Annotated in this window: 10 protein-coding genes and 2 pseudogenes; 5 read left to right on the top strand and 7 right to left on the bottom strand. The window is 40.0% G+C overall.

What is annotated here, in order from left to right; translation table 11 throughout:
- Window positions 1-78: 78 nt before the first annotated feature.
- The 3 genes and pseudogenes from ACWQ4X_RS05915 to ACWQ4X_RS05905 all read right to left on the bottom strand — a co-directional run.
- Window positions 79-2,304 carry a TonB-dependent siderophore receptor gene (locus ACWQ4X_RS05915; protein ID WP_457903050.1) on the bottom strand — a complete coding sequence of 742 codons (2,226 nt, stop codon included), beginning with the start codon at window positions 2,302-2,304 and terminating at the stop codon, window positions 79-81.
- Window positions 2,305-2,502: 198 nt separating this feature from the next.
- Window positions 2,503-3,393 (bottom strand): LysR family transcriptional regulator, encoded by an 891-nt coding sequence (locus ACWQ4X_RS05910; protein ID WP_457903111.1) that lies wholly within the window; start codon window positions 3,391-3,393, stop codon window positions 2,503-2,505.
- A 53-nt stretch (window positions 3,394-3,446) separates the two neighbouring features.
- Window positions 3,447-4,145, bottom strand: a pseudogene (locus tag ACWQ4X_RS05905) (MFS transporter); the annotation flags it as partial.
- Between the two features lie 2 nt (window positions 4,146-4,147).
- On the opposite strand from ACWQ4X_RS05905, the pseudogene ACWQ4X_RS05900 reads away from it, so the two are divergent.
- Together ACWQ4X_RS05900 and ACWQ4X_RS05895 are read left to right on the top strand one after the other, a co-directional pair.
- Window positions 4,148-4,498 (top strand): annotated as a pseudogene (locus ACWQ4X_RS05900) (galactarate dehydratase); the annotation flags it as partial.
- 78 nt (window positions 4,499-4,576) lie between these two features.
- Window positions 4,577-5,470, top strand: coding sequence for a DMT family transporter (locus tag ACWQ4X_RS05895; protein WP_457903049.1), 894 nt, complete (start codon window positions 4,577-4,579; stop codon window positions 5,468-5,470).
- 147 nt (window positions 5,471-5,617) lie between these two features.
- Here ACWQ4X_RS05895 and ACWQ4X_RS05890 read toward each other — a convergent pair whose 3' ends face one another.
- Window positions 5,618-6,541, bottom strand: coding sequence for a 2-hydroxyacid dehydrogenase (locus tag ACWQ4X_RS05890; protein WP_457903048.1), 924 nt, complete (start codon window positions 6,539-6,541; stop codon window positions 5,618-5,620).
- An 831-nt stretch (window positions 6,542-7,372) separates the two neighbouring features.
- On the opposite strand from ACWQ4X_RS05890, the gene ACWQ4X_RS05885 reads away from it, so the two are divergent.
- Complete coding sequence (locus ACWQ4X_RS05885) at window positions 7,373-7,975, top strand: TetR/AcrR family transcriptional regulator (protein ID WP_100241492.1); 603 nt, start codon at window positions 7,373-7,375, stop codon at window positions 7,973-7,975.
- Window positions 7,976-8,366: 391 nt separating this feature from the next.
- Here the strand turns inward: ACWQ4X_RS05885 and ACWQ4X_RS05880 are convergent, their stop codons facing one another.
- Window positions 8,367-8,612, bottom strand: a complete 246-nt coding sequence (locus tag ACWQ4X_RS05880) for a hypothetical protein (RefSeq protein ID WP_457903047.1) — start codon at window positions 8,610-8,612, stop codon at window positions 8,367-8,369.
- A 295-nt stretch (window positions 8,613-8,907) separates the two neighbouring features.
- On the opposite strand from ACWQ4X_RS05880, the gene ACWQ4X_RS05875 reads away from it, so the two are divergent.
- The gene (locus ACWQ4X_RS05875; RefSeq protein WP_142768369.1) at window positions 8,908-9,102 is read left to right on the top strand and encodes a hypothetical protein; all 195 of its coding nucleotides are present in this window, start codon (window positions 8,908-8,910) and stop codon (window positions 9,100-9,102) included.
- On the opposite strand, the gene ACWQ4X_RS05870 is transcribed toward ACWQ4X_RS05875, so the two are convergent.
- Both ACWQ4X_RS05870 and ACWQ4X_RS05865 read right to left on the bottom strand, forming a co-directional pair.
- Window positions 9,086-9,718 (bottom strand): LysE family transporter, encoded by a 633-nt coding sequence (locus ACWQ4X_RS05870; RefSeq protein ID WP_457903046.1) that lies wholly within the window; start codon window positions 9,716-9,718, stop codon window positions 9,086-9,088. The genes ACWQ4X_RS05875 and ACWQ4X_RS05870 overlap by 17 nt on opposite strands.
- Before the next feature lie 136 nt (window positions 9,719-9,854).
- Entirely contained in the window at window positions 9,855-10,436 is a 582-nt protein-coding gene (locus ACWQ4X_RS05865) for an FxsA family protein (RefSeq protein WP_457903045.1), read from the bottom strand.
- A 381-nt stretch (window positions 10,437-10,817) separates the two neighbouring features.
- On the opposite strand from ACWQ4X_RS05865, the gene ACWQ4X_RS05860 reads away from it, so the two are divergent.
- The gene (locus ACWQ4X_RS05860; RefSeq protein ID WP_457903044.1) at window positions 10,818-12,911 is read left to right on the top strand and encodes a TonB-dependent receptor; all 2,094 of its coding nucleotides are present in this window, start codon (window positions 10,818-10,820) and stop codon (window positions 12,909-12,911) included.
- Window positions 12,912-13,079: the final 168 nt, after the last annotated feature.

The raw sequence follows: 13,079 nt of genomic DNA, 5'->3' as shown, positions 1-13,079 counted from the left end.
GCATCTTCTATTCCCCCAAATAAAAAGCCCGCTTAAGCTGAACACTCAAGCAGTCTGAGTAAACCTAAAAATCTAGATTTAGAAATTCACAGTCCATGAGAATTGTGCTGAACGCGGCGCACCAAGGAATAAATAATCATCTCCAGCGAAGCTACCTACATCACGCCAGTATTTTTTATTGAACAAATTATCCACATTTAGACGCAAGGTATTGTCATAACCATAGGCACGGAAGTTATAAGCCGAACCCACATAAAATACGGTATAACTCGGAACTTTGACCGTTCCTGCCTTATTGGCATATTTGCTGCTGCTGTACTGCATACCCGCCAATAGGCGTAAACCTTCAACTTGTGGCAAGCTATAGGAAAGATGGCTTGCGAAACGGACAGTCGGTACATTCTGAGTTTGATGCCCTTGATATTCTGCAACATCAATTCCAGTTAGACGCGAACGAGTCAAAGCCAAAGTTGACGTCATATCTAAATTTTTCGCCAAACGACCTTGCAAACCTAATTCCAAACCTAAATTATGTTGTTCACCTTCGGACAGATAATAATTATCCGAATTAACATATTGATTATCTTGTTTTAAATCAAACACGGCTGCGGTAAACAACAACGCCTGCCATTGTTGTTTGATTCCCAATTCATATTGGGTTGAATGCACTGGGGCTAGAATCTCACCTGCATTACCTACGATACCTTTAGCCTCATTACCAAACGCTGTCCACGGTGCCTGCCCACCATCACTTAAGCCTTTGGCATAAGATGCATAAACATGGGTACGTTCCCACGGTTGATACATCACTGCCATTTGCGGCAAGAAACGGTTAAAGTTGGTATCGCGAATTTGACTACCATCCGCTGCATAAGCTTGTTCATTTAAATGCAGCAACTTACCGCCTAACAGCACTGACCATTGCGTATTAAAGTCAATTTGATCCAACAGGTTTAAAGCAGTTTGTTCACTATTTAATGATTTGTAATGATTGCCTAAGATTTTTTTACTCGGAATATATTCAATAGGGTCACTATTAATATTTCCAGTGGCTTCAAAATCTTCACTTACACGATCAAAAATCGCATCATATTGGGCATGGCGTTTATAGGTTTGAGACAATTCTAAACTCAGATGATGTAGCCAAGTTCCCGTATTAAACTGACCGTTTAAACCTGTTTTCACTTGATTGGTCAAATAGGTGTCATTAGGACTCTGGAAATCATAAATATCGTAATTGCCATTTTGGTCAAAGGTATTGCCTAATACTGTTGAATATTCACAAATGCTTCCATAAGAACACCCCCATGGAAATGCTGAATAGTCATCCACCACCACACGGCTATGTGATGCTGCCAAATTTGCTGCCCAGTTATCATTCAACTGGTAGCTGTATTTCAAACCTGTATTAAAGCTTTCATTGGTGACTGGTTTGCCCCAGCTTTGATAACCCAGCAAACGGTCCGAATCCACACCTGTCGGCACTGTCGTGCCATCAAGTAACTGATAACCTGGTACAGAACGTTGACGCTGACGTTGTGATTCAATATCAAATTCAAGTTTTGAACGATCTGAAACTTTCCAGTCCAAAGCCAAAGAGCCAAACAGTCGCTGACCATCCGCATGGTCTACATAAGGATGGATTTCTTCTTTTGCAACATTAAGGCGATAACCGAACTGTTGTTTATCTCCGAATAAACCACCCAGATCAGTGGCTACACGATTACCGCCATGACTATCCCCTTCTACAGTAATAGAACGAATATCTTGAGGACGTTTGGTAACGTAGTTGACAACCCCTGCTGGCGTCGACATGCCACTTTGCACCGCACTGATGCCCTTTAAAATTTCGACCTGCGCTTTGTTTTCAAGGGCAACGTTTTGCTCACCGCGCAACAAGTTCCCGTTCATGAGATAACTTGAGCCTGCATTTAAGGAAAAACCACGCATCACGAAGTTCTGATAATAACCAATCGGAGCGTAACCATCGCCAACTGCCGCATCATTCTTCACCACATCCGCTAAGGTTTTGGCATGCTGATCCGCAATACGCTCTGCGGTCACGCTACTAATCGAGGCTGGAATTTCCGCAATGGTTTGCTGGGTAAAACCTGATAAATTCACCTTCGGTTGATAATATGCCGTCTGTGCAGTTTCCGCAGTTACGGTAATGGTCGCCAGTTGCTGTGTATCATTTTCATCTGCCGCATGCGTAGCTGCTGAACTGAGTCCCAAACATGAAAATGAACCTACAGCCAGCAATGCTTTTTGTAATCGAGAAAATGAAAATGGATACGTATTCACAGTAGATGCCTAACCCCAAAAGATAATCGTACAGTCAAAATTTGCGGGCATGAGTATTCACAATTTTTAAGCATTGAACAATGCTTTTCTGCGACATATTTCAGGTTTTTTCTGCATGCTTTTGCAGTGCGTTGCTGCGCACTAAATTCGACTCAAGCATAACGCTCAAAACTGGGTTTAAGATTATTTTGTATCATCCTACAAACGTTGGAAAATGTTTTGAATACTTTGAATAAACCACGTGCGCGCTTCCAAGTCATCGCGATGGTTATACCAATTGGCACTGACATTAAATGGTTTTAGCGCAAATGGCAGTTCAAACACATTTACCTCACTATTGCGTGCATAAACTTTTGCCGCACGCGAAGGCAGCGTTACCAACAATTCGGAGCTAGTGACCACATCTTGCAGTACACTGAAATGTGGCAGTTCGAGCATAATATTTCGCTTCAAGCCCAATTCTTTCAGTTTCTGATCAATTTCAATATGCCCTGTAGAGGACTTAATTGCGGCATGTTTTTCTTGCAGGTATTGTTCCAGACTTAACTGATGTTGCACCCGTGGATGCTGTTTATGCGCAATACACATATAGCGTTCTTCGAATAAATTACGCGATTCAATTTTCGGCATTACGGTGTAACTACTGTTAAATACTGCAACATCTAAAAAGCCCTCAACCAACCACTCCTCAACTTTATTGGATTGAATTTCCTCAATTTCAATCTTCATAAAGGGAGCTTCTTTCGCAAGAAACTGAATCAGAAATGGCAACAAACAGATTTCGCCCAAATCCGATAAACCCAAGCGAAAGACGCGTTTCGAAGTTTTTGGGTTAAATTCTTGCGAAGCGGTAATTGCTTTTTCAATCTCGGAAATCGATTGTCTAAAACTTGGATATAAGCTTTGCGCCAATTTGGTTGGCTTGACCCCAAACTTATCGCGCTCAAATAAAGGATCATTTAAAAATTTACGTAACCGATTTAAATTATAGGTTACTGAAGGTTGGCTGAGGTTCAAACGTTCCGCAGCATGACTAATATTCTTGGTTTCATAAATAATAATAAAGACTTTAATCAGACTCAGATCAATCAATTTATCTCTTCCATAAAATTAGGGAGACTGATTCGCCTCCCTATGTCCCTTTAGGCTTGTACTGCTTTTGCTTCTAATCTTGTTTTTTTCAATCGTAGGTGAATGGTGGTCACACTCATCACTGCAATCATACAAGGGATTGCCAAGGCAATGAAATTATAATTAATCGGCAAACTCAGGCTAAGCAACCAACCACATAAGATTGGTCCTAAAATTGCACCCAGTCGTCCTACACCCAATGCCATGCCTAAACCCGTTGCACGAATATTGGAGGAATAAAATTGCGACATATACGCCAATAACAAGATTTGCCCACCAATCGAAGCTGCACCCGCAACCGCAATACAAAGATACAGGACCACCATTGGCAAGCTGTAGCTGAGTAAAAATAAGGCAACGGCTCCACTGAAAAATAAGGTACACAATACCTTCGCTAAATTGAAACGGTCTGCCAAAAAGCCGCCACAAATTGCACTCAACATTCCACCAATATTCAGTGCCAGTAAGAAGACCAAACTGGTCGATAAATCATAACCTGCTTCAACCATTAATTTTGGTAGCCAGTTGCCTAAGGCGTACACCAAAACCAGTGCCATAAATACACTACCCTAAAACAAGAGCGTAATCGGTCCACGATTTTCACTAAACAAATCTTTCACTGGGGTTTTAGAAGCTGCTTGATTGTTCTGATGCAGACTGATTTCAGTTTGCGCGTTATAGCTTACAGTGTTATCAATCTGCTTTAAAATGTGAAGGTCTGATTTTTGCAGCAACACCATCCAGCGACTTCATTTGCGGTACTCAGCAAATGGCTTCAGGTATTACTGTACAAGTCTTCACCACGGGTCGTGGTACACCGTATGGTTTAGCCGCTGTGCCTGTGATTAAAATGGCGAGTCGTAATACCATTGCCAATCGTTGGTATGACCTGATTGATATTAGTGCGGGTGATATCGCCATTGGTAAACGCAGTATTGAACAAGTGGGTTGGGAACTGTTTGAACTCATTCTTCAAGTGGCGAGTGGTGAGAAGAAAACTTGGTCAGATCACTGGGGCATTCACAACTCGCTCGCGGTGTTCAACCCTGCGCCTGTGACCTAAACTTTATGGGGTTAAAAGCATCTTTTGCTGAGATCTTGCTTTTAACCCATCCACCTCAGAAATAGGATCGATCTGTTTATGTTGCAAAACACGCTGAGTAGCACAAATGCAGTGGCTAAAGCATTGCTCTGTCTCATGACCTCGGCTTTGCTGTTTTCCATTATGGGGGTATGCATTCGTTTTGCTTCAGAAACGGTCGATAACCCAACGGTGGTGTTCTTTAGAAATGCCGTTGGACTATTTATATTTATACCCATGCTGTTGAAGCATGGGTTTAGTTTTATTAAAACCGATAAATTATGGATGCATACTTGGCGCAGTATCGTCGGGCTGGCAGCCATGTATGGCTTTTTTTATGCGATTGCCCATCTTAAATTATCCAATGCGATGGTATTTAGTTATTCCTCTCCTATTTTCATTCCCTTAATCGCTTATTTCTTTCTAAAAGAACGCATTAGCAAAGGCATGATTATCGCTGCGGTGGTTGGCTTAATAGGGGTTCTGCTGGTGGCGAAACCCGATCAAGGGGTATTCAATGCCATCTCATTCATTGGTTTAGGCGCATGTTTCCTCTCTGCAATGGCATTTGTGACCGTACGCGCTTTAACCAATACTGAACCTCCTGAACGGATTGTGTTTTATTTCTGTATTTTTGGCACACTAATTTCTTCGATTCCCATGTACTGGCACTGGCGTGTATTCACCATTAAAGAACTAGCGCTACTGATTACGGCTGGGCTGTTAGCCAACATCAGCCAACTTTTTATGTCCTATGCCTATAGCCTTGCACCTGCTGGGCAAATTGGACCCATGAATTACATCGCGATAATTTTTGCAGGCATTTGGGGCTTTGTTTTCTGGCACGAAATTCCAGACCTGTACAGTATTTTAGGCATTTCGATTATTTTAATGGCCATTTTAGGTTGCAATCCAACCATCACCGCTAAAGTGAAACAGCTCATCAAATCCTAAACCATCTATTGAATCATACGACTCTTAGCTTGCACTATAGTAATCAAAAAAAACTAGACTCAGCTCAATGGGCCAAGTCTAGGATTTATATAGAATAAAAGCTGAGTGTGTAAGCAATTACCTGCTTGATTGATATCAAGCTAAAACCTAGTAACCACGCACAATATCCACTTCATTCAATAATTGCTTACCCGCCATAACATGCTGATCGTTTTGAACGATCTGCTGCACCACCACATTTAAGTCGGCATGTGAAGCAATATGTGGTGTCACCACAATATTGGGATGATGCCACAATGGATTCTCTGGGCTTAAGGGTTCTTGTTCAAACACATCTAAAATTGCCCCTCGTAAATGGCCCGAATCGAGCGTAGCCAATAAATCTGCCGTATTGAGATGCCCACCCCGTCCAGTATTGATAATTGCCGCGCCTTGAGGGAGTAACTCAAACGTTTTAGCCGAAAGGATATTTTTGGTTTCTGCAGTGAGCGGCAGCAAATTAATGAGCACTTGTGGATGTTGAATAAACGCTGCAAATTCATCTTTACCTGCAAAAGTCTGTACACCCTCTAAATTCTTGGCTGAATTCGACCACCCCACCACGGGATAACCCATATCGCGGAGTTTTAGTGCAATATGATGACCCAGTTCCCCTAGCCCCATAATGCCCACACAGAATTCTGATGAAGGTCGCTGCGGAAGTTGTTGCCAAATCATCTGTTGATTTTTTTTCAAATAACGATCGAAATAGCGTTGGAAATACAAAATCCCCCAAAGCAAATAGTTCAGCATGGCTGACTTGTGGCTACTGTCGACAATACGGCAGACTTTATATTTGCCATCCAGTGCCTGAATGTTCAAATGCTCAACCCCTGCTGCCATGGAATGCACTAATTCCAAATTAGGTAAATCCAATAATTTATCTACATTCGGAAACCAGCACGCTGCTGTAGTTGCATCCTGTGCCCTGATATCATCCATGCCGCAATAACTATCTGGTGGTGCATATTTTTTAAATGCATCCCATACAATATTCTCAATAGCGGGGATATCCGTCGCGATGACAATCATTCACTTTCTCCTTGTGAGTTTAAGTTCTATCTAAACTTATTCTTTTGCTTCAAACCGTTACTTTAAAATTCAAGCTAGATACACCAGATCAGGCATGAGCAATCCTTCGGGAGTATCTAGCCAGACAAAGAATTTCATTCTTAAACAGCATTTGGTTATATACAAATGCAATATTATTAAACCAGTAAGCATAAATAGCTTAGGCTATTTACAAACAGATAAATACTGTCGCATCTAGTCTTTACATCATCCCAGCCTTCTTGGGACAGTCATTGTATGACATCTAAAATGCAGGATTTGTGCATAGCAGACATTTCTCGTGTCCTTATGGTTTTCGTTATAAAGCTTGATTTTTTCTATTTATTCAAATCACCACGATGTAGCTTCAAGGCATTAAAAAAGAATTCAATATGAAATCGCACATACCATTTATTTAGATTTAACGATCTGGATGAAACCTGAGAATGCTATTCAAGATTAATCACGTAATTTGTCATTTTCTATATCAAGTGTCTTGGTTCAAAGACTGATCATCCTATTTGTTCATACGTTGCATAAATCACTGGAGAGTTATCATAATTGCTTGCAATTTGGGCATTACTTTAACTTTACAAAGCCTTTTAAAATCATTATTTTGACCGAGTTATAGATGGGTATCGAAATTTAGATATCTCTCCCAAGGCTTTAGCAATCTTGTTTTACTGATGATTAAATTGGATTATTTGTTGTTTTTATCGGCACATCTTCTACAATAGTTTAATTCTGTTAAAGAAAAAATTGCTATAGTCTTCTCACAAGTTCTTTTATAGTGATCTTATACGGAACATATGCATGAATTCAGAACGCCAACAAAATTTTCTTTTACGTAAAGAAAAAATCTTAGCAATGGCCGAGAAGCTATTACTTGATAATAATCAAGATATTACTCTCGAAGAGCTTGCATCAGAGCTAGATATTGCGAAAGGCACGATTTACAAGCATTTCGACAGTAAAAATCAACTGTATTTAGAGCTCATCATTCTAAACGAACAACGCTTGCTTGATATTTCTCATAAATTCAATACCGACATTCATACTTACGTTTCTGAATACATGCTCTACAACATGCTCAATTCGAACCGTACGATTTTGTTGCATGTGATTGAAGAGCGTCTGACCAACAATGAACGTAAACTCAATAACTTATTTGAAGAGCTTTATAAAATTCGTGAAGCCCGCATTTTAAGTATTAAAGAAATTACTGAAAAATATTTAAAAGAAAGCAACAGTGCGATGTCGATCCGTGACTATCAATCTTATGTTTGGACGGTTACTTACGGCGCGTGCTTACTGCTGAATTCGACCCATTACCAAAAATCGATTGGTTCCCGTGATCGTTTGATTCAGCTATATATTAATCAGGTACTGATGACCCCAGACAAAACGGGTAAATGATAAAAAAGGAGATCTAAATTGATCTCCTTTTTATTTGTGTTCTACTCAACCGAGCAATACAAAATAAAAAAACAAGAATATTTCCCTATCCCGACTTTATGACAAATGAGTATTCCATGTACTAGCCTTTTTCCAAGGAAATAGCACGAGAATTGGCTTCACTTTCGGAATATATTCATCCAGAAGCAGGTGTGATTTTGAAAATCCTGAGACCCGAGAAGCTAAAAGCATCTATTGATTCAACATCATTGAAAATGCGTCAGTAAACATGACCATATATAAAACACGCCTCGAATGATTTGCTATTGCCAATATTCTCAGCAAACTATTTCAGGTCCTACACTGCTTTCATAACCCAATTATGCGCCAATTTAGAATATAAGCCTTGGTATTATCGGGACTTATCATTACTTAGATGTAAAGTTTCCAATAAGGTTGGCTGGACTGGGGTTCCTCCTTGATCATGCAGGTAAACTTGTACAACTTTAAATACAATCACCACGGCTAAGCAGGTCGCGATACAAAAGATCCAGAACCCAAATGGACTACGAATATTATGGGAGCCGCAATTCGGACACTCTTTCACATCTGAATCGACCACTAAGTCGCAGCAAGCGCAATGGTATTGGTACAGCATAGGTATTCTCCTATTTGACTGTAGTCGTTGTTTTTATTTTCACATTCCCTGGCATAAGGAAATGTAATCTTCCTTCATGTTATGTGACTATTTGTAAATGTACAAGCAATGTCATGCAGAAAAGTCGACTGTAACGTTCAAATTTGATAAAGCTGTCTCTAGCTTTCTGTTTTACTTTTCCTTTTATTTAAACGTGATGATTTTGAAGATGTAACGAGGTTTATAAGCTTAGAGTAAATGTCACTATGCCAATTATTCGAGTAAACTACAGGCAAATTCATTTGAGGACTTATCAATGGTACAACTCATCAAAAAAGGAGGACTCCGCGAGCGTGCAAACCGCAGTCGTAAATTTCAGGGTTCCGAAAACACCGAAACAACGCTCAAACCAAACAGTTATGCCGATGTTGCAAAAAAGACTGAAACCGACAATACTGCTTCAGCTCCACTTGCAACATCAGATGACGTGACTCCTAAAACATCTGAATAGCGTCGAACCATAGCCAAATGGCAAACACCAGAAACAATGCGCCTGATAATATGTCGATATAGTGTCCTGCACGTTGATATAAGGCTTTGATTTTTGGTGTCGACATGATGAACATGAAGAGACTAAACACCAAAAAAGTTTGAATCGGAATAATGACAGCCAATTGGGATTTTAAATTGGCATTCGCAGATGAACCCAAAGCCAAAGAAAATACGCTACTAAAATAAATCAGCGTCTTTGGATTGGATAAATTGGTGAATAAGCCCAAAAGAAAATACTTCTGCTTCCCTTCTGACATGCTCAATGTTCCCTCCAACTGAGGACTCTGCGCAGTGTTGAGACCTTCCTTCAGCATTCCCCATCCCATACGGGCAAGAAAAAATCCCCCTATCAGCATCAAAACTTGCTGAATCCACGGGAACTGTTCAATCAGCACGGTAAAGCCTAACAAGGTGAGGACCACCCAAACCACAATCCCCGCGGAAATGCCAAGAATGATTTTCAAGGTATTTAAACGTGTTGTGGAAGCCGAACTTTTGGCAATCAGTAGTACATCGGGACCAGGGGTCAATTGAGCAACAAAGTGCAAAGCGCAGATGGTAAGAAGTAAAGACATATTGTTATAAAGCAGTTAAATTGCATGAGTGCCTGATTATAACGCTTGTTCAATTTTTTACTGTATTTATCACATATAAAAAAACCGAAGGATCTTCGACGATGCTTCGGTTTAATGATTGCTTGAATGAATTTGATTATTTATTAATATCTTTCATTTCAATTTTCTTTGCTTCTGGTGTCACTTCACGTGCTTCACCATCAATTACGCTAGAATCACGATATTGACCGCCAGTCTGCTGATTTTGCATGTCTTGCATTTGGCGCATCAAATCCGCAAAAGGGTTTTGTCCTTGTGCTCCGCCCATGCCACCATTCATATCTCCCATCATGCCACCCATCATTTTATCCATCATGGCTTGCTGACGTTTCATCATGGTTTTCATGAACGCTGCTTGTAATGCGGTTTGTACTGCAGGAATAAGCAGTAATACAGCCAGTACATCACTAATTAAACCAGGAATTAACAATAGAAAACCTGCAAAGATCTTCGGTAAGTTCCCCGTAAAAGCTGGGTCGCCACTCATTTGTCCAGTTTGCATTTGTTGCATTTGCGGCATAATACCAGCCGAATATTTACGTACAATATTTAGTCCGATAAAGAACGCAGCGACAAACCAGAAAAACACGTACCACATACTGCCGACGAGATCACCTACGCCGATCCAGACGAATACTTCCAGAATTAAGCCAGCAAGAACAATCAGAAATAATTTCATGAAAACTAATCAAATCTCTAAAATAAAAATAAAGGTCATCATCCCAAAGCTTATAAGACTTCATTTTTTGATGACTAAGAATATCTATAAGGGCTTTTTTGATTTTTTAAAGTGCTGACTCAAAAAATTGTATAAACAATCTAAACCTATTGCCCCTATTTCATACTCACTTTTTATGAAACATACCTTGTTTATCGTATTGATACGCTATTTTTTCCAATATCACAGCAGGAAGATCACTCTTCAAAATACATAATGCACTTAAATAAACTATTAGAATTACTCATTTTTATTATTTAAATTTCAAATGAAAATTACACTAGCATTCCAATCACAAAAATATAAAATGTTATAACATTACATTAATACTGTTTTATACGCATGAATCATCCTTTTTACATCTTGTATTCTAGCCTTGGCTTGTCTCTCCTCGCCCCCCTGACTTGGGCAGAAGCAACCCCTGAATTACTCAAGACTATTCAACTACAAGCCGAATCAGAATCTGAAAGCCAGAAACAAACTACGGCGTTAACCAAATTTTCCCACGATATTCTTGATGTGCCTTTCAATCGGAGTCTCGTATCTAAAGCACAAATTCAGCAACAAGATGTGCAACGTATTGATGATGCATTAGCTCAAGTGAGCGGTGTCTATCATCAAACCAATTATGGGGGTGGCTTTTGGGACAACTATTCCTTCCGCGGCTTTAGTACCGATCCAAATATCGGTGCACAAATCATCCGCAATGGACTGAGCGTCAATCGCGGCTTAAGTGCCCCACGCGATATGGTGAATATTGAATCACTTGACTTTTTAAAAGGACCTATGGCAGCACTTTATGGGCGTGGTGAAGCGGGTGGACTATTAAATATCAACACTAAACAGCCCAAATGGGAAAACCAAAGTGAAGTGAATCTACGCGCCAATAGCCTAGAAAAATATCGTGCGAGTTTTGAACATACTGCGCCAGTGAATAACGAATTTGCATATCGAATTGCAATTGCACATGAAGACAATCAAAGTTTTCGTGACCATGTCAGCAGTAGTCGCTGGTTTTTCTCACCACAATTGACTTGGAAAATATCGGATCAAACCCAATTCGATTTTGACAGTGAATTTACCCAGCAGCGTGGCACTTTTGACCGCGGTGTGAGCAGTTATCAAAAACAGTTCGTTATGAATCCAGAAACATTTACGGGAGAACCTGACGATGGAGACCATATTCAAAAAGACTATTTCTATCAGTTTCGTCTCGCACACGAATTGAATGACTCTTGGAAAATGACCAATGCCCTGAGTTTTAAAGATGCTCAGTTAAAAGGTTTTTCCAGTGAGCCTCATAAAATTCAAAGTGATGCTCAAACCTTAGAACGTCAGCGTCGTTATCGTGACAATAAAAGTGATGATGCTTTATTTCAAACAGAATTTCTCGGCACTGTGCTGCAAGACTGGGCAAAACATGAGATTCTCGTGAGCTCTGAAGTTGGACGTTTAGATTATCGGCAACTTCAACTTCGTCGTAATCACAGTAGCAGCGTTCCAAATACGATCGACATCTACACCCCTGTATATGGACAATATCTCCCTGCTCTTCCCTTATTCATTAATACCGAGGAAAAACAAGGTTATTTTGCATTGAATCTTCAGAATCAGATTTTTCTGAATGATCAATGGAGTGTGCTGATGGGTGCTCGCTTTGACCATGTCACACAAGATTTTCAGAACAAATTAACCCATACCACCAGTAAAAAAGACTTCAACCAGACTAGCCCACGCTTGGGTTTAAATTATCGCATCAATGATGTCTGGTCATGGTATGCAAATTATGGACATTCCTTCGCACTCAATAGTGGTATGGATCGTTATGGTAAAGTCTTCGATCCTGAAAAAGGCAAAAGTTATGAAATTGGAAGCAAATATCAGATTCACCCACAAAGTGTATTGAGTGTTGCCCTGTTTAAAATGCTCAAAGAGAATGTATTGACGACAGATCCTACAGACAGCAACTATCAGGTTACTGCAGGTGAAGTTTCAAGCAAAGGCATTGAGATTGATTTAGCGTCTCAACTGAATGATCAATTTTCCTTACGTGCCAATTATAGCTATACCGATGCTCAGGTTGAAAAAGACCAAACTCTAAGCAAAGGTGCTCGCCTAAGTAATGTGCCAAAACACAGTGGTTCGATCAGTGGCAATTACGAATGGGTATTGGCAAATGCAAACAAAATGGGGCTTGGCGTAACTGCGATTTATGTCGGAAAACGTAGCGGGCACAGTACCGACAATGGATTTAATCTCCCTGAGTACACTTTAGTAAATTTAAACGCCTATTACGCGCCATCGGAACAATTACGTTATCAACTGAATATCAATAACCTACTAGACAAAACCTACTACGTTGCAAGTTATAACGAACTTTGGATTCAGCCCGGCGATCCTTTAAATGCTTCGTTGGCTTTACAGTGGAAATTCTAAATGGTTTTACAGCCCGTGAATGATTCAATTCACGGGTTTTATCTGCATCATGATCATCAATTCCTTTTAAAAATAAAATCCAAGAAGATGTGATTGAGAAAAATATAGGCGAATAGTCAGCTGTATCCATGATTAAAACGAAATAGCTGTTCTTCATTGTGCTGATAA

This window comes from Acinetobacter sp. NigerLNRRAM0016 (assembly GCF_054112845.1).
The sequence above is the reverse complement of the archived record's forward strand: the minus strand, read 5'-3'. Positions and strand labels throughout refer to the sequence as shown.